The organism is Parendozoicomonas haliclonae, from assembly GCF_900174585.1.
Lineage (GTDB): Bacteria > Pseudomonadota > Gammaproteobacteria > Pseudomonadales > Endozoicomonadaceae > Sansalvadorimonas > Sansalvadorimonas haliclonae.
In genome coordinates this window covers 1-16,690 of the sequence record NZ_FWPT01000019.1, presented here as the reverse complement: position 1 = coordinate 16,690, position 16,690 = coordinate 1, and the positions used below count along the sequence as shown (strand labels likewise).

Below are 16,690 nucleotides of genomic sequence, written 5' to 3'. Positions count from 1 at the left end.
TTAAAAATAAGTTCTTGGGTAACAAAGAAAAAAAACGATTAGTAATTAATATCTTTTCTTTAAGTGTATTACAAGGTGCAAACTACATATTGCCTTTGCTAACAATACCTTACTTAGTGCGGGTGTTAGGACCTGATCTATTTGGGTTATTGGCGTTTGGTACCGCGACAAGTATGTATTTTATGCTGATTACAGACTATGGGTTCAACTTATCAGCGACAAGGCAAATTTCGATCTATCGAGATAATACATACAAAGTGAACGAGATATTCAGTGCGGTAATGATTATCAAGATAACACTAATGATTATTAGTTTGATTTTGATGTCAGTATTGGTTCTAAGCTTTAACAAGTTCCACCAAGATTGGGAGGTTTATTATCTAAGTTTTGGTATGGTTTTGGGGCAAGTTATCTTTCCAGTTTGGCTATTTCAAGGAATGGAAAGAATGAAATATATTACTTATTTAAATATATGTTCAAAAGCATTTTTTACAATATGTATTTTTATATTTGTACAAAATAAGGATGACTATTTACTTGTTCCTTTGTTAACTTCATTGGGGTATGTGATCGCTGGTATTATTTCACTCTATATTATCAAGAAAGAATTCGATGTGAAGTTTATCTGGCAGAATTTATCGGTTTTGAAGGAGCAATTAAAAGAAGGTTGGCACATATTTTTTTCTAGCATTGCTGTAAGTCTCTACACAATATCAACGACATTTATTTTGGGATTATTGACTGATAATACAATTGTCGGATATTTTTCAGCAGCTGATAAAATTGTGAAGGCAGTTAAAGGGCTATATGCACCTATAGCCCAAGCCATATATCCTATGATAGGAAAAAAAATGCATGAAAATCAAAAAGAAGGTGTAACTTTTATACAAAAAACGACATGGATAGTTGGCGGTGGTATGTTTTTGATATCGACTGTACTTTTTGTATTGGCTGATCAGATTGTTAATATCATGCTAGGTTGGCAATATGCTGAATCAATATTACTACTAAAAATAATGGCGTTTTTACCATTTATTATTTGCTTAAGTAATATATTTGGTATTCAGACAATGCTTAATCTTGGCTACAAAAAAGAATTCAGTGTGTTTGTTGTAATTGGTGCAGCTTTAGGAATGATATTGATTTTTTGTTTAACACCTATATATGCAGCAGTAGGGGTTTCAGTATCAATACTTCTTGTTGAGATGTTAATAACAATTATGTTAGGCATTTTTTTGATTTTCAAATTTAAAAAAGGAAAGCTATGAAAGCAGTAATATTAGCAGGTGGCTTAGGAACTAGATTAAGTGAAGAGACATCATTGAAACCCAAGCCAATGGTAGAAATTGGAGGTAAACCAATTCTTTGGCACATAATGAAGATATATTCTTCCCATGGAATAAATGATTTTGTAATTTGCTGTGGGTATAAGGGATATTTAATAAAAGAATATTTTGCAAACTATTTTCTGCATACCTCAGATATCACTTTCAGTATGAAAGATAATAAGATGGAAGTGCATTATAAGCGAGCTGAACCCTGGACTGTTACCCTAGTTGATACAGGCGAAAATTCCATGACTGGGGGGCGCCTTAAACAAGTGGCTTCATATATCAAAGACGATGAAGCATTTTGTTTTACTTATGGTGATGGTGTGGGCAATATTAATATCGCTGAGAGCATTAGATTCCATAAAGAACATGGAAGGCAGGCTACATTAACGGCTACATATCCTCCAGGGCGTTTCGGAGCTCTCGATATTCAGAAAGATGCAGTAAAAAGTTTCAAAGAAAAGCCAAAAGGTGATGGTGCAATGATTAATGGTGGATTCTTTGTACTTTCGCCAAAGGTAATTGACCTTATTGAAGGGGACGCTACCACTTGGGAGCAGGAACCATTAATGAAATTAGCTGAGCAAAATCAGTTAATGGCTTTTAAGCACAAAGGTTTTTGGCAGCCAATGGATACATTGCGAGACAAACACTTGCTGGAAGATCTGTGGCAAAGCGGTAGCGCACCATGGAAGATTTGGAGTTAAAAAATGTTTAACAATGTATATGCCAACAAACGTGTGCTGGTGACAGGGCATACTGGCTTTAAAGGTTCATGGTTAACATGCTGGTTACTTAAGTTAGGAGCAAAAGTCGCTGGATTTTCGGATGAAATTCCCACTCAGCCCTCTATCTTTGAAGAGCTGGGTTTAGAAAAAAGAATTGAACACCACTTCGGAGATGTGCGCAACTATGAATGCTTTAAATCGATAGTGGAGGAGTTTCAACCAGATTTTGTCTTCCATTTGGCGGCTCAACCAATAGTATCCCTGTCCTATAAAGATCCACTTGATACTATAACAACTAACGTTGTTGGAACGTCTGTTGTGTTGGAGGTGTTGCGAAATATTAATCCTGAGTGTACCGCGATTATCGTGACTTCAGATAAGTGTTATGAAAATGTGGAGTGGGAGTGGGGTTACAAAGAAACTGACCATGTAGGTGGCAAGGATATTTATAGCGGCTCCAAAGGGGCAGCTGAAGTTATTTTTCACGCATATTATCACTCATTTTTTATAAATAATAACAATGTTCGCTTGGCAACAGGCCGAGCAGGAAATGTCATTGGGGGGGGCGATTGGGCAAAGGACCGAATTGTTGCGGACTGTATGCGTAGTTGGTCAGAAGGTAGTGCAGTTGAAATTCGTAGCCCTTCTGCAACTCGACCCTGGCAGCATGTACTAGAGCCATTGAGTGGTTACCTGACTTTGGGGGCTATTTTGAAGATGGACAAATCTTTCAATGGTGAGTCTTTTAATTTCGGCCCCCGTGCAGAGCAGAACCACACAGTATTAGAGCTTCTGGAAGATTTGAGCAAATATTGGAGTTTCAAACACACTGAAGAAGCCTATAAAGTTACAGCCAATGTTCCTTTCCATGAAGCAGGTCTACTTAAACTGAATTGTGATAAAGCACTGTTTCATCTCAAGTGGGAAGCGAACTTAGCTTACAAAGAATGTGTCCGCTTTGTGAGTGAGTGGTATTACAGCTATTATCATGAGCATAAGGATATGTTCGATGAAACTCTAAAGCAAATTCACGAGTACGAAAAACTTGCAGAAGAGCGGGGGCTTGTATGGACAAAGGAGTAACTTTGTTCCCAGGCGTTATCGTGACGCCACTCAATAAAGTACATCATTCAAAAGGTGATATTTTTCACGTTCTGAAACGAAGTGAATCAAGTTACTCTGACTTTGGTGAAGCCTATTTTACGTCAGTCTATGCAGGGGTTACTAAGGGATGGAAAAAACATACCCGAATGCGTATGAATCTGGTAGTACCTGTTGGAGATGTTACTTTTTTTATTCATTGTGAGAAAGAAGGTAAAACTGAAAGCATTACGTTAGGCGGAAAGCATTATGCGAGACTAACAATTGAGCCAGGCTATTGGGTTGCTTTTCGAGGCGAAGAGCAAGCAATTAACCTTGTTCTCAATATTGCAAGTCTTCCACATGATCCTCTAGAAGCTGAGAGCTTTGAATTGAATCGTTTTCCACTATCTTAGGTTTAAACAGTGAAAGTACTACTAACCGGTGCCAGTGGTATCCTTGGCTCGAGTATAATAAGAATATTTGCTCGCTCAGGTATTACATGTGATGTATTGGACCGAAGGCAAATAAATTGGTCTAGATCAGAACGGAACACATCAATACTCCAAGGCTATGACTATTTGTTACACACGGCAGCTAATACCAATGTGGAGCAGTGTGAAGTGGCCCCTGAAATGTGCTACCGGGATAATGTACTATTAACTGAGCTTCTTGCACATGCCTGCTATCATGCACATGTAAGAATGGTGTTTATTTCAAGTACAGGTATATATGGTAATCATAAAGCTGAACCATATCATGAATATGATTCAGTGCAACCCACCACCCAGCATCATCGTTCTAAGTGGCTAGCCGAAGGTGAGATTTTGAAATGGCTTCCGGGGGCACTCGTTATCAGAACAGGTTGGCTTTTTGGGGGGGAGCCAGAAGCGAAAAAAAATTTTGTTGCAAGACGTATTGAGGAAGGATTGTTAGCTAATCAGAAAATCAACTCTAACAAGACGCAGGTTGGTAATCCCACTTTTAGTAATGATTTAGCAGAAAGAATATTGACACTCCTGAAAAATCAGCAGGTAGGGATCATGAATTGCGTAAATGAGGGTGCGGTAAGCCGTTTTGATTATGTTAAACAGATCATGTTGATGGCAGATATTCCTATTGATGTTATTCCTTGCAGCGCTAATAGTTTTGGCCGCCAGGCAAAAGTGTCCAATAATGAAGCAGCTCAAAATTTAAAGATGGAGCTATTGGGCTATCCTGCGATGAGGAGTTGGCAAGATGCTTTGAGGGAATATGTTGAAAATGATTTACATCAATGGATCCATAAAAAAAAGCTGAGTAGGAAGCTATGAGAAATATTGATGTTGTGATTCTTGGAGCTGGAGTCGCAGGCCTAGGAGCTTCGCTAAAGGCTAGACAGCTGGGGCATAATTCTATCATTTTTGAAGAGAGGTCAAGTGCAGGTGGCTTGCTCGATAATTTTGAGGTGGAAGGATACCGATTTGATAATGCAGTACATCTTAGTTTTGCAAAAGAACAAGAAGTAAGATCAATTTTTGATCGCACACCTTATTACACTCACCCAGCTGATTCTCGTAATTTTGAGGAGGATAGGTGGCTTAAACATCCCGTACAAAATAACCTATATCCATTATCGGTTGAAGATAAAGTTGCACTGGTGCAGTCCTTTATAAATAGATCGGAAGTTTTATCTGGTGATGATTATGAGAGTTGGTTGAGACATCAGTATGGCGATGCAATAGCAGAGCGTTACCCCCTGAAATACACCAAAAAGTACTGGGACACTCCAGCATCACGATTATCAACGACATGGATTGGTAATCGAATGAGGCGAGCAAATCTAACTGAGATACTCTATGGGACCTACACAGAGAACACCCCTAACACCTATTATACAAAGGATATGCGTTATCCTGTAAAAGGTGGATTTAAATCCTTTATCAAGCCCCTTATTGAACAAGCAGATATTCGTTGTAATCATAGAGTGACGAATATTGACTTAAAGAAGAGGATTGTCACTTTCAATAGTGGGGAATCTGTATCGTATCAAACATTAATTAATACAATACCATTACCACTTTTTGTAGGGCTATGTGAGGGCGTTCCAGCTAGAGTTAGGGATGCCGCGAGTAGGTTAATTGCTACATCTATTGATCTTATTTCAGTAGGCTTTAATAGAATAATAACTAAAGATTTGTGGTTTTATATTTATGATGAGGATGTTTATGCTAGTAGAGCGTATTCTCCATCTGTAAAGTCACCAGATAATGCACCTCCGGGGTGCAGTTCACTACAGTTTGAAATTTATAGTAGAGGGCGCGATAGCAAGTATTCTGTAGATGAGCTAAAAAACAATGTAATGTATGCATTGAAAAAAATGAAACTAGCAAAAGAAGAGGATGTAGAATTTTTACATCATAAACACTTGGCTTGGGGTAATGTAATTTTCGATAGTGGACTGGAAGACAATAGAAAGATTGTGAGGGATTTTTTAAGGTCACATGCTGTAAAAAGTTGTGGACGTTTTGGTGAATGGGATTATTTTTGGAGTAACCAGAGTTTTATGAGTGGTTATTCAATAGATCTATTATGACTTTCTATTTGAGACCTTCCTTATCTTAAAAAAGATAATCATCTAGATTTTTTAACATTATATGTCATGTTTTTGGTAAAATATATGGCACAATACATATATGCTCTCAAAGGTATTATATGATAAAACGATGTGCATTAGTGGTAACTTATAACCGACCCAAGTTACTTGTTAGATGTCTTGATGCGTTAGTTAATCAATCACTAAAATTAGATGCGATAATTATTATAGATAATGGTTCGGGCATTGAAACAAAAATAAAATTGAAAGAAACGAACTATATAGATAAAAATGTTAATGATTATAATGACAAATATGAATCAGAAATCGATTCGATTAGAAATAATATAAATATTCATTACCTATCATTTAAATATAATAAAGGGCCAGGATTTGCATTTTATCGTGGTGTACAGCTTTTTGAATCTTTGAATTACAACTGGTTATGGATGATGGATGATGATGGTTTTCCAGATAAAGGATGCCTTTTTAACCTAGATATTCATAGTAAAAAAGCTGATTTTTTAAATCCAGTTGTATTAGATGAAAAAAAAACAGATAAATTGGCTTTCGGATTATATGACAAAAAAAAATTAGTTGAAATTAAAACAAAAGATGATGCGATTAAGAGTGCTGAAAATGGTTTGATCCATGGAGTTGCTAATCCTTTTAATGGAACATATGTTTCAAGAAGGTTGGTTAATGAAATTGGATTTCCACAGCATGAAATGTACGGTTGGGGGGTAGAGGTTGAATATGAAAATAGAGCTAAAAAATCAGGATTTAATGTTGTAACAGTGGCAGAAGCATATCATTTTCATCCAGAATCAAGAGTTAGACAAGTTTCGATTTTGAATGGAAAATATAGGTTAAATCTGCAAACAAACAGCTTTAAAAACTATATAGATATTAGAAATAGGAATTATATTTGGTATCGGTATTATGGTTTGAGCATGAATATAAAATATTTCATGGCTTATTTTTATTACTTTGTTTCAAAAAATAAATTTAGAAGCATAGTTTTGTATATAGAAGCAGCTATTGATGGCGTGTGTGCTAAGTGGAACAAAGAAAAAAGGTTTGATGGGTAATGTGTGGTATTGCGGGTTTAGTAGATTTAAAGAAACAGTCAAAAGTAGAGTATCTCAAAAAAATTTCAGAAGTTCAATTGCATCGAGGTCCAGATGATTGTGGTTTATTTTTTGAGAATTATGAAAAGTCACAAGTTGGGCTAGCACATCAGCGCTTGTCTATTTTAGATTTATCAAGTCATGCTCATCAGCCGATGATATTTGATCCTCTAGCGATGGTATACAACGGAGAAGTATATAATTTTCAAGAAATACGTATTGAGTTAGAAAAAGATGGTTATACTTTCGACTCTAATTCAGATACTGAAGTGATTTTAAAAGCCTATCATAAATGGGGGGTAGATGCTGTTCAAAAGTTTAATGGTATGTTTGCCATAGCGATTTTTGATAGTAAAAATCAAACACTTACCTTGATTCGTGATCGTGCAGGGGTCAAACCTTTATATTGGTACCATCAAGATGGTTTATTTATGTTTGCGAGTGAACTTAAAAGCTTTCACGAGCATCCAAACTTTTCTAAACAAATTAATAAAAACGGCTTAGCCCTATTTCTGCAGTATGGTTATATTTCAGAGCCTCATACAATTTTTAAAAATACACATAAACTTAAGGCTGGCCATATACTTGAACTAGATATTCGTAGTTTGAAATTTAATATCAAAAAGTATTGGGATGTAGTAGATTATTATAATAAAAGTAAGCTGAATATTTCTGAGCAAGAGGCAATAATTGAAACTGAACGCTTGCTTAAATCAGCTTGTGAGTATCGGATGGTTTCAGATGTTCCTGTTGGTATTTTTCTAAGTGGAGGTTATGATTCTTCAACAGTTACAGCATTGTTACAATCAAATCGTACGGAAAAAATAAAAACCTTCTCGATTGGCTTCCATGAAGAAAAATTCAATGAGGCGCATCACGCAAAAAAAGTCGCAGATTACCTAGGTACTGATCATACGGAATATTATTGTACACAAAGAGATGCGCTAGATGTTCTTCCAAAGTTAGTCGAAATTTGGGATGAGCCTTTTGCTGATAGCTCTATTATACCGACTACATTGGTGAGCAAGCTTGCTCGAGAACAAGTTACTGTTTCACTTAGTGCTGACGGTGGTGATGAATTATTTGGGGGGTATGATAAATATACCAAAGCACAGTATTATCATAAGATGTTTAACAGAATTCCTGGACGAAAAACTCTCGCAAAAACTCTCCATTCTATTCACCCGGAAAAGCTTGGGTTAGATCTATTCATCAACAACTTTTCAGGTAAATATCGCAGTGCTTTGTCAATAATGTCTGTTGAAACGCAGAACGAAGCCATGCGAACTCTTCAAATGCATTTCAATGACGACGAGCTAGGTGAACTAATAAATGCGAACGCCGGATTTATAAGAACGGGATTCCATGATATTGCAAGTTTAAATGAGAATTTGAATGATCTCGATAAGATGATGGCGATAGATTTTAAAACCTATCAGTTAGACAATATTCTAACAAAGGTAGATAGGGCAACGATGTCAGTGAGCCTAGAGGGGCGTGAACCATTATTGGATTATCGTTTAATTGAGTATGTTGCGCGACTCGATCCTTCTTTAAAAATTAATGAAGGAACTAAAAAATATTTATTGAAAAAAGTCGCTCATAAGTATCTGCCAAAAGAAATTATGGAACGGCCAAAGATGGGATTTGGTGTACCTATAGTTGACTGGTTTAGTGATGAATTGAAGCATTACCTGGATCATTATTTATCTCCAAGGCTTCTTAGTATTCATGGCTTTTTTAATGTTGATATGATCATGAAAATAAAAAAAGAATATGATGCAGGAAAAAAAAGGCATATTGGTAAGCTTTGGGTGATTCTAATCTTTCAGATGTGGTATGAGCGTTGGATGATGTCAGATAATAATTACAGTCATATGTAAAATATACATATCAATGATTTCTTAATCGATTCAAGCTTTTATCAATTAGCCAGTCAAAATATATAAGATGGAGTATTAGTAATTGATTGATTGTGTTTTTTTTGTTCCTTTTTTAGGTGTCGGAGGTTCAGAAAAAGTTCTAGTTTCACTAGCAAATGAATTGGCCAAAAGAGGTTATAAAATTCAGTTTTGTATTTTAAAGAAAGGTGGTGCGCTTGAAGATGAGATTGACGAGAAAGTGTCAATCGTATACCTGTATAGTGATAGAACTATATATTCCATCTTTAAAATTGCAAAGTTTTTGTCAGAAGTAAAAGCTAAGGTCTATTTCAGTAGTCTGTGGCATATGAATTTAGTCTTAGGAATTGCTAAGTGTCTCAGTAAAAGTCCAGCTAGATTTATTGCGCGTGAAACAAATCTTCTTTCTGAAAAATCGGTCACTGGCCTAAAAAAAATCATTACAAGATTTATTTACAATATATTCGATACAGTAGTTGCGCAAAGCGAGGATATGAGATCGGATTTGATAAATAACTATGGGGTTTTGGAAGATACTGTTTGTAAGATTAATAACGGCGCAAATCAAAAATTGATTTTAGAGCTGTCTAAAGCTCTTGATGTTAACTTTGATACTAATTTGATTAACCTAGTTACCGTTGGTAAGCTTGAATACCAAAAGGGATATCAGGAACTTTTGCGTTTGTATTCAAGGTCTAGTTTCATTGAAAAGTGTAAACTTCATATTATTGGTGATGGTAGTTTAAAGAATGATATAAATAAACAAATAAAAACACTGGGTATTGAAGATCGTGTTATATTATATGGGAATCAAAGAAACCCTTACCCATTCATTGCTAATGCAGATGCTTTTATATCATCATCGCACTTTGAAGGCTTCCCTAATGTTCTTATAGAGGCTTTGGCTTGTAGGACTTTCATTGTTAGTAATAGATATAAAGGAGGGGTGAACGAAATAATAAATGATGACTGTGGGATTTTCTTTGATTTGAGTTCTCTGGAGAGTTTTGATGAAGCACTGGGTGCTATTAACAACATGAAGAGTAAAAAGCATCAATTAAAGCCTGATTATAGATACTCTTTAGATGCTATGGTGGATAGTTATGAGGAATTATTCAACAAAAAAAAGATAGAGAAAAGATGTTAATGTTTTATGTGGCCTCTAAATTGCTCAATATAGAGTCATAAATTGTTGGAGGACTTATTTATCGGGCTATCAGGCATAAGAAACATTTATGTTTAAGAAAATTTATATATTAGTATCCATAATTCAGGTCATTTCGTTACTGCTTTTAGAAACAAAGTATTACGTTATTTTAAGTGCTGTAGTTTTATTTTTGTTGATATTGTTGTCTATTAATTATTTGTTGTCTGGTGGTCATCTAGGATTAAAGGTTGATAGCGTAGTATTTCGCGATTATAGCTATGTGATTTTTCTTAAAACTGTATTTGCTGTTTTTGGCAGTATTGGTTTGATTCTTGTATCTTGCTTTAGTTCGTTGGTGATAGACTATGAGAAATTAATTGGTTATCATTTTTATTATATTGTTTGGTTTGCACTTTTTTTTGTATTATTTTTTGTTTTTGATGAAGTCGAGAGAAGTTTTGTATGTAAAAAAATTACTAATGTCGTCGTTTTTTTACAATATTTTGTTTTGATTTTTTCAATTTTTCATACTTACGGTTTTTTGGGTGAGTTTTTTGATAATAGTGGAACTGTGGAATTATTTGGCATTCATTTTTACCGAAATACTGGACTTTCGCTTATTGAATCGACCGCACTAGCATATTTTGTTATTATTTTTTATTTAGCACAGTCAAAGGTTAGGTGCTTTGCTTTTGGTAGTTATATCGATGCAATTATTTCAATTGTGGTTGTAGTTAGTACAGTATCAAAACCAGCTTTAGTAATACTTGGTCTTTTAATGGTTTATTATGTTGCGAAGGCATCTTTACTAAGAATTATAGCTTTTTCGCTAAGTTTATCTGTCACAGCAATCTTTTTTCATGAAACTCTATACAAATTTTTAGCTTCTATATTTGATTATTTTTTGAAAGCATCTATCAGTTCTGGGAGTGGTCGGATCGATATATGGGCTAAAACACTGGGATTGTTTGAACATGTATTGATACCTTTTCTAGGAGTTGGTTATCGAAGCCCTCAAGTAATCGGTGATGGTATTGGTGCTCATTCTTACTTTATACAAACGACGGTAGAGTTCGGAGTTTTTTCATTATTATATATGTTTATAAACCTATATATCTTATGGGTTGGATTACGCGCTTTAAATATAGAAGTTATAATGAGAGCCATTATAATATCTTCAGTTGTTTTTTCTTTTTTCTTCTCAGAAATACTAAACAACAAGTATGCATTTTTTGTAATTTATTTCATAATCCCTATTTTTATATGTATTCTTAAAAAAAATAAAGAAAGAGCAGCTTTTGATAAGTTTAATTCGGTTGGAAAATAAACTAACTGGCGTTTTAAAATTGAAGCGGCTTTTCCATAAGCTTTCAGAGAAATAATGTTCTTGGATCCCATTTCCAAATCTATATTGGTTCTATTTGTTTAGCTTGCTAATGAGTATTAATGAATGAAAGTGATGCATCTTGTCCCAATTTTGAAACCAGGTGGAGCCCCAATTAATATCTTAAGGTTTGCATCAAAATCTAATTTTAAAAATATTCTTTTGTCCAAATCTTACTCGAGTGAACTTATAAAAGACGCGAAGAAGCATACGGTTTATTATGATGTGGATCTGAGTAAACCTTCAGTAATATCCTTTTTTAAAATTCTAGTCATATTGGCCAATGAAAAACCTGATATTGTACATACTAATGGTAAATCGGGATTGTTTTATGGAGTACTTTTAAGTCTGATATTGAAGTTGTTTTCTATTGGGTTGGTACATACTTACCGTGGTTTTTATGTACATCATGGTAAATGGAATAAAGTACATTGTGCTACTGAAAAGCTTTATCTATATCTCGTTAATACAGCTATTTGTGTGTCTCCATCCGAAAAAGAAAATGTGATAAAATCACTGGTCGTGAATGCTAGTTTATCAAAAAAATTAAAAGTTATTCCGAATGGAATACCAAAACCAATAAACGAGCGTAGAGTACTAGTTTCAGAAGTCTGCAAAAAATATGAAATTAATTTTGTGAGCTTTTCGAGAATAAACTACCAAAAAGATATATTTAAGCTCATTAAAGTATTTGAAATGATTTATCAGGATGGGTTTGCATTACACATTTTTGGTGGTAAAACAGAAAAGGATGCCGGTTACTACAATTCAGTTGTTAAATATATAGACAGTTTGGCAATTAAAGAACATATATTTTTATGGGGTGATTTTGAGAATGCTTCATCAGTCTTACATTTCTTTGATATCTATATGTCGACTGCGATATTTGAAGGTTTGCCAACAGCAATTATTGAGGCTGGTTTGGTTGGCTTACCAGTTGTTGCAACACCATGTGTAGGTAATGTTGATCTGGTTAATGCTCGTACAGGTTATCTCGCAAGTACCTTTGAAGTTCAAGATATTCATAAAGAACTTTCGCAGTGTTTGGTGTATATGGGGCAAACTTCTCAAAAAATTAAAATTGAAGAAATGAAACGGCTATGTAATAGTTTTTCTATCGAAAATAATGTTAGAAATATTGAATCGATTTATTCGAGGTTGATGTGAAATCCATTCTAATGGTGAATAAATATTATTGTCCAGTTATCGGGGGCATCGAGACAGTTGCGAAAGATTATGTGGATTTTGCAAATCTGGCTGGTTATAAAGTTACCGTATTGTGCTGTAATAATGGTTTTTTGCCTTTTACAAAAAAAGAGAGTTTTGGAAATGTTAATGTAATCCGATGTTCGACTTTGGGTGTCTTATTAAGTTTGCCGATATCGTTCACTTTTTTCTTTCATCTTTTTTTTCAATCTAGAAAACACGATATCATTCACGCTCATTATCCTTTTCCATTGTTTGATATTGGATCTCTTATTATACCAAAGTCTAAGAAAATTATTTTGACATGGCATAGTGAAATTTTCAGGCAAAAGTTTTCTCGCAAATTCGTTGATTTTTTTACAAAAATTCTTATTAAAAAAAGCATAATTACTGTTACATCGCCAAACTTATTGAAGGAAAGCCCCTTCTTAAGGGAGTTAAGTGACAATGTTCATATACTTCCTTTGAGTATTTCTCATAAACAGCCAGTGTTACAATCCATTAGACATGATTATTTTAGAAGAGAGCTGCCATCGGATTTTATTCTTTTTCTTGGGCGTTTATCCTCTTATAAGGGAGTTCATATCCTTGTAAAGGCTATTGAGACTCTGGGTGATAGGTTGCATTTGCCTGTTGTTATTGCAGGAGATGGTGAGTTATTTGAATCTATTTTAAATGCTTTGGAGAATGACTCCCTAAAAAAGAAAATTTATTTCTTGGGTAGGTTTGTAAATGAGAGTGAGAAATATTGGCTCTTAACTAAGTGCAAATTTCTAATATTTCCTTCTATTCACAGGTCGGAAGCTTTTGGTTTAGTTCAACTTGAATCAATGTCACATGGTAAGCCCGTAATTAATACGAAGCTAGATTCTGGAGTTCCATGGGTGAGTTTAAATGGTGTTACAGGAATTACTGTAACTCCCAATGACACAGAAGAGTTATCTGAGGCTATTATAGAGTTAGCTAATAATCAGAAACTTAGAGAAACTTATGGTAAGCATGCCAGAGATCGTTTTAATAAGATGTTTTCTTCTTCTATAGCCGAAAGAAACTATCAAACTTTACTGAACGAAGTATTTCATTCTTAGAGCATAGATTTAATAACCTTTTTACGCAGATTTTATAATCAGATGACATTGCAACCAATAATTTTGTCAGGCGGCTCCGGCAGTCGCCTCTGGCCACAATCACGTTCTCTGTACCCCAAGCAGTTTCTGGCTCTGGTGGATGATCACACCATGCTTCAGAATACGGTAACCCGGCTAAATGGTCTGAGCTATATCTCTGTTCCTGTTGTTATCGCGAACGAAGAACATCGCTTTCTGGTAGCTGAACAGCTACGCCAGATTGATACACGTGCTGAGGCTATCATTCTTGAACCTGTTGGCCGCAATACCGCACCGGCTGTTGCGCTTGCAGCGTTGAAAGCGGTTTCAAATGAAGACGCTGTACTTCTCGTGCTGGCAGCGGATCATGCCATTGCCTCCAAAGACGCTTTCCACGCTGCTATTGAGGCTGCGCTCCCTGCAGCAGAGTGTGGCAAGCTAGTCACTTTTGGTATTGTGCCTTCCTCCCCTGAAACAGGTTACGGCTATATCAAAGCTGATAAGAGTGATGACAATGTATCCATCATGAATGTCATGCAATTTGTCGAAAAACCTGATCTTGAAACTGCTAAACAGTACCTAGCGTCCGGAAATTACTTCTGGAATTCCGGCATGTTTATGTTCAAAGCTTCACGCTATCTGGAAGAGCTCGGAAGATACCGTCCGGATATTCTGGCTGCCTGCCAAAGTGCAATGGAAGTTCAGCATACAGATCTTGATTTTGTACGTCTGAATGAGGAAGCCTTCAAATCCTGCCCAGATGATTCCATTGACTATGCAGTAATGGAAAAAACGGCTGATGCAGTTGTGATTCCACTGGATGCTGGCTGGTCTGATGTGGGGTCTTGGTCATCACTTGCAGATATTTCGAATAAAGATAATCTGGGTAATTCGACCCTTGGCGATACTCTACTGCATGACACTCGCAATACTTATGTGCGCAGTGAGAAGAAACTGATTGCAACTGTTGGTGTTGATGATTTAATCATTACTGAAACTGACGACTCTATCCTTGTTGCTCATAAGGACAAGGTTCAGGATGTTAAAAAAATTGTTGAAGCGTTAAAAGCGAGTGGGCGATCCGAAGCCAAGCTTCATCGTAAGGTATACCGCCCTTGGGGTTGTTATGACTCCATTGATGCCGGAGAGCGCTTTCAGGTAAAACGCATCACAGTAAAACCCGGTGCCCAGCTCTCCCTTCAAAAGCACTATCACCGTGCAGAGCATTGGATTGTGGTAAAAGGCACAGCTCTGGTGACGAATGGCGATAAGCAAATTCTTTTGACAGAAAACCAGTCAACGTACATTCCGATTGGTGAAGTCCATCGCTTGGAAAACCCCGGCAAGTTCGACCTTGAATTGATTGAAGTACAAAGCGGCAGTTATCTTGGCGAAGACGATATCGTTCGCTTTGAAGATACCTATGGTCGCTCCTGATTACCGAGTAGATAGTGCTAATGAAAAAACTTGATTGCTTTAAAGCCTATGATATTCGGGGGCGGCTGCTTGATGAACTTAATGCAGATATTGCCTGGGCCATAGGTCGTGCTGTGTCTGAGTACCTGAAACCAGGAACTGTTGTGGTGGGTGGCGATATTCGTCTTTCTACGCCTGAGCTGAAAACCGCTCTGTCAGATGGCCTGCGCTCTGGTGGTACCGATGTGATTGATATTGGATTATGCGGTACGGAAGAAATCTACTTTGCCACCTCGCACCTCAAGGTTGATGGCGGCATTATGGTGACAGCCAGCCATAATCCGATAGATTATAATGGTATGAAATTGGTTAGAGAGGAAAGTAAGCCCATCTCTGGCGATACCGGCCTCCGAGAAATTCAACAAATTGCAGAGCAGATTTATTTTGGTGATGTGCATCCGGAAAAAGAGCTGAAAGGGGCCTATACACAACGCAGCGTTCTGACTGCTTATATTCAGCATATTCTTGGGTATATCAATACTGATAACCTGCAGCCTATTAAGCTGGTTGTTAATGCAGGGAATGGAGCTGCCGGGCATGTGGTTGATGCTATTGAACACCAGTTCAAAGAGCTTAATGTACCCGTTGAGTTTATAAAAATTCACCATGAACCTGATGGAACCTTCCCGCACGGTATCCCCAACCCACTTCTACATGAGTGTCGGGCTGCGACAGCTGAAGCGGTTATCAAGCACAAGGCTGATATGGGTATTGCCTGGGATGGTGACTTTGATCGTTGCTTCCTGTTTGATGAAAATGGCCAGTTTATCGAAGGTTATTATATTGTTGGTCTGCTGGGTGAAGCCTTTCTCGCACATTATCCCGGAGCAAAAATTCTGCACGACCCTCGCCTGACATGGAATACCATTGATCAGATTTCAGCAGCCGGCGGCACTCCCGTTCTGTGCAAAACTGGGCATGCGTTTATAAAGGAGCGTATGCGTCAGGAAGATGCTATCTACGGCGGTGAGATGAGTGCACACCATTACTTCCGGGACTTCGCCTATTGTGATTCAGGGATGATTCCCTGGTTGCTTGTTGCAGAACTGATGGCTCGAAAGGGTTTGCCTCTGTCTGAACTGGTTGCCAACCGCATTGCGCTGTTTCCGTCATCTGGTGAGATCAACAGCAAGGTTGAAAATGCTTCTGAAGTTATTGAATCTATTCTGAACACATATCAGGGTGATGCTGTAGAGATTGATTATACAGATGGTATCTCATTGGATATGGGTGAGTGGCGCTTTAATCTCCGTACATCTAACACCGAACCAGTTCTGCGTTTAAATGTAGAAAGCCGTGGTGACAGCCTATTAATGGAAGAGAAAACGACGGATCTACTAGCGATGATTCGTAGATAAGGTAAGGGATTTTTGAGGGTTAAGCAAGAGATTCTCCATAGTTGGGGGCTTAACCTTAACCCTAATAAATAAAATGTAGTAATTCAGACCTGATCTGACAGTTACCGATTTTCAAGAGGGTGTCTGTCAGGTCAAATTCAGTCGATGAATTTTTCCATCCAGATCTCTTTGCCAGCTATCAGCGTTTCCATTGGCGTGCGCCCACAGCACATCTTGCCCTGATGGGTGCGACGAGTATTGTAGTAATCCAACCAGTCGTCCAGATCCC

General features: G+C 36.8%; 14 protein-coding genes and 1 pseudogene. 14 read left to right on the top strand and 1 reads right to left on the bottom strand.

All coding sequences use genetic code 11. The features are described 5' to 3' along the window. Positions 1-14 precede the first annotated feature (14 nt). The 14 genes from EHSB41UT_RS23610 (at position 15) to EHSB41UT_RS23545 (ending at position 16,422) form a co-directional block, all read left to right on the top strand. Positions 15-1,268 (top strand): flippase, encoded by a 1,254-nt coding sequence (locus EHSB41UT_RS23610; protein ID WP_207626748.1) that lies wholly within the window; start codon positions 15-17, stop codon positions 1,266-1,268. Further along, positions 1,265-2,038: a glucose-1-phosphate cytidylyltransferase gene (gene rfbF, locus EHSB41UT_RS23605; RefSeq protein ID WP_087113335.1), complete on the top strand. Its 774-nt coding sequence runs from the start codon at positions 1,265-1,267 to the stop codon at positions 2,036-2,038. The genes EHSB41UT_RS23610 and rfbF overlap by 4 nt, the downstream gene beginning before the upstream one ends. A 3-nt stretch (positions 2,039-2,041) precedes the next feature. Beyond that, positions 2,042-3,142, top strand: coding sequence for a CDP-glucose 4,6-dehydratase (gene rfbG, locus EHSB41UT_RS23600; protein WP_087113334.1), 1,101 nt, complete (start codon positions 2,042-2,044; stop codon positions 3,140-3,142). Beyond that, positions 3,127-3,555, top strand: a complete 429-nt coding sequence (locus EHSB41UT_RS23595) for a dTDP-4-dehydrorhamnose 3,5-epimerase (protein ID WP_207626747.1) — start codon at positions 3,127-3,129, stop codon at positions 3,553-3,555. Before rfbG ends, EHSB41UT_RS23595 begins: the two co-directional genes overlap by 16 nt. Positions 3,556-3,564: 9 nt before the next feature. After that, positions 3,565-4,452 carry an SDR family oxidoreductase gene (locus tag EHSB41UT_RS23590; RefSeq protein WP_087113333.1) on the top strand — a complete coding sequence of 296 codons (888 nt, stop codon included), beginning with the start codon at positions 3,565-3,567 and terminating at the stop codon, positions 4,450-4,452. After that, positions 4,449-5,714 (top strand): protoporphyrinogen/coproporphyrinogen oxidase, encoded by a 1,266-nt coding sequence (locus EHSB41UT_RS23585; protein ID WP_087113332.1) that lies wholly within the window; start codon positions 4,449-4,451, stop codon positions 5,712-5,714. Before EHSB41UT_RS23590 ends, EHSB41UT_RS23585 begins: the two co-directional genes overlap by 4 nt. A 119-nt stretch (positions 5,715-5,833) precedes the next feature. Further along, the gene (locus EHSB41UT_RS23580) at positions 5,834-6,805 is read left to right on the top strand and encodes a glycosyltransferase (RefSeq protein WP_087113331.1); all 972 of its coding nucleotides are present in this window, start codon (positions 5,834-5,836) and stop codon (positions 6,803-6,805) included. Beyond that, complete coding sequence (gene asnB / locus EHSB41UT_RS23575; RefSeq protein WP_087113330.1) at positions 6,805-8,727, top strand: asparagine synthase (glutamine-hydrolyzing); 1,923 nt, start codon at positions 6,805-6,807, stop codon at positions 8,725-8,727. The genes EHSB41UT_RS23580 and asnB overlap by 1 nt, the downstream gene beginning before the upstream one ends. 82 nt (positions 8,728-8,809) lie before the next feature. Then, the gene (locus EHSB41UT_RS23570) at positions 8,810-9,892 is read left to right on the top strand and encodes a glycosyltransferase (protein ID WP_087113329.1); all 1,083 of its coding nucleotides are present in this window, start codon (positions 8,810-8,812) and stop codon (positions 9,890-9,892) included. 88 nt (positions 9,893-9,980) lie between these two features. Next, positions 9,981-11,219, top strand: a complete 1,239-nt coding sequence (locus EHSB41UT_RS23565) for a hypothetical protein (protein ID WP_087113328.1) — start codon at positions 9,981-9,983, stop codon at positions 11,217-11,219. A gap of 123 nt (positions 11,220-11,342) precedes the next feature. Then, entirely contained in the window at positions 11,343-12,443 is a 1,101-nt protein-coding gene (locus EHSB41UT_RS23560; RefSeq protein ID WP_087113327.1) for a glycosyltransferase, read from the top strand. Continuing rightward, a complete protein-coding gene (locus tag EHSB41UT_RS23555; RefSeq protein ID WP_133060647.1) occupies positions 12,440-13,570 on the top strand; it encodes a glycosyltransferase in 1,131 nt (376 codons plus the stop codon). The genes EHSB41UT_RS23560 and EHSB41UT_RS23555 overlap by 4 nt, the downstream gene beginning before the upstream one ends. 42 nt (positions 13,571-13,612) lie before the next feature. Continuing rightward, positions 13,613-15,025 (top strand): mannose-1-phosphate guanylyltransferase/mannose-6-phosphate isomerase, encoded by a 1,413-nt coding sequence (locus EHSB41UT_RS23550; RefSeq protein WP_087113325.1) that lies wholly within the window; start codon positions 13,613-13,615, stop codon positions 15,023-15,025. A gap of 20 nt (positions 15,026-15,045) precedes the next feature. Further along, complete coding sequence (locus tag EHSB41UT_RS23545; protein WP_087113324.1) at positions 15,046-16,422, top strand: phosphohexomutase domain-containing protein; 1,377 nt, start codon at positions 15,046-15,048, stop codon at positions 16,420-16,422. Between the two features lie 137 nt (positions 16,423-16,559). Here the strand turns inward: EHSB41UT_RS23545 and EHSB41UT_RS24385 are convergent. Next, positions 16,560-16,690, bottom strand: a pseudogene (locus EHSB41UT_RS24385) (IS481 family transposase); the annotation flags it as partial.

What these genes read in the sequence shown, in the direction of transcription:
- EHSB41UT_RS23595 (WP_207626747.1), top strand. Translation starts at nt 3,127, where the DNA reads ATGGACAAAGGAGTAACTTTGTTCCCAGGCGTTATCGTGACGCCACTC.
- EHSB41UT_RS23545 (WP_087113324.1), top strand. Translation starts at nt 15,046, where the DNA reads ATGAAAAAACTTGATTGCTTTAAAGCCTATGATATTCGGGGGCGGCTG.
- asnB (WP_087113330.1), top strand. Translation starts at nt 6,805, where the DNA reads ATGTGTGGTATTGCGGGTTTAGTAGATTTAAAGAAACAGTCAAAAGTA.
- rfbG (WP_087113334.1), top strand. Translation starts at nt 2,042, where the DNA reads ATGTTTAACAATGTATATGCCAACAAACGTGTGCTGGTGACAGGGCAT.
- rfbF (WP_087113335.1), top strand. Translation starts at nt 1,265, where the DNA reads ATGAAAGCAGTAATATTAGCAGGTGGCTTAGGAACTAGATTAAGTGAA.
- EHSB41UT_RS23560 (WP_087113327.1), top strand. Translation starts at nt 11,343, where the DNA reads ATGAAAGTGATGCATCTTGTCCCAATTTTGAAACCAGGTGGAGCCCCA.
- EHSB41UT_RS23565 (WP_087113328.1), top strand. Translation starts at nt 9,981, where the DNA reads ATGTTTAAGAAAATTTATATATTAGTATCCATAATTCAGGTCATTTCG.
- EHSB41UT_RS23585 (WP_087113332.1), top strand. Translation starts at nt 4,449, where the DNA reads ATGAGAAATATTGATGTTGTGATTCTTGGAGCTGGAGTCGCAGGCCTA.
- EHSB41UT_RS23550 (WP_087113325.1), top strand. Translation starts at nt 13,613, where the DNA reads ATGACATTGCAACCAATAATTTTGTCAGGCGGCTCCGGCAGTCGCCTC.
- EHSB41UT_RS23580 (WP_087113331.1), top strand. Translation starts at nt 5,834, where the DNA reads ATGATAAAACGATGTGCATTAGTGGTAACTTATAACCGACCCAAGTTA.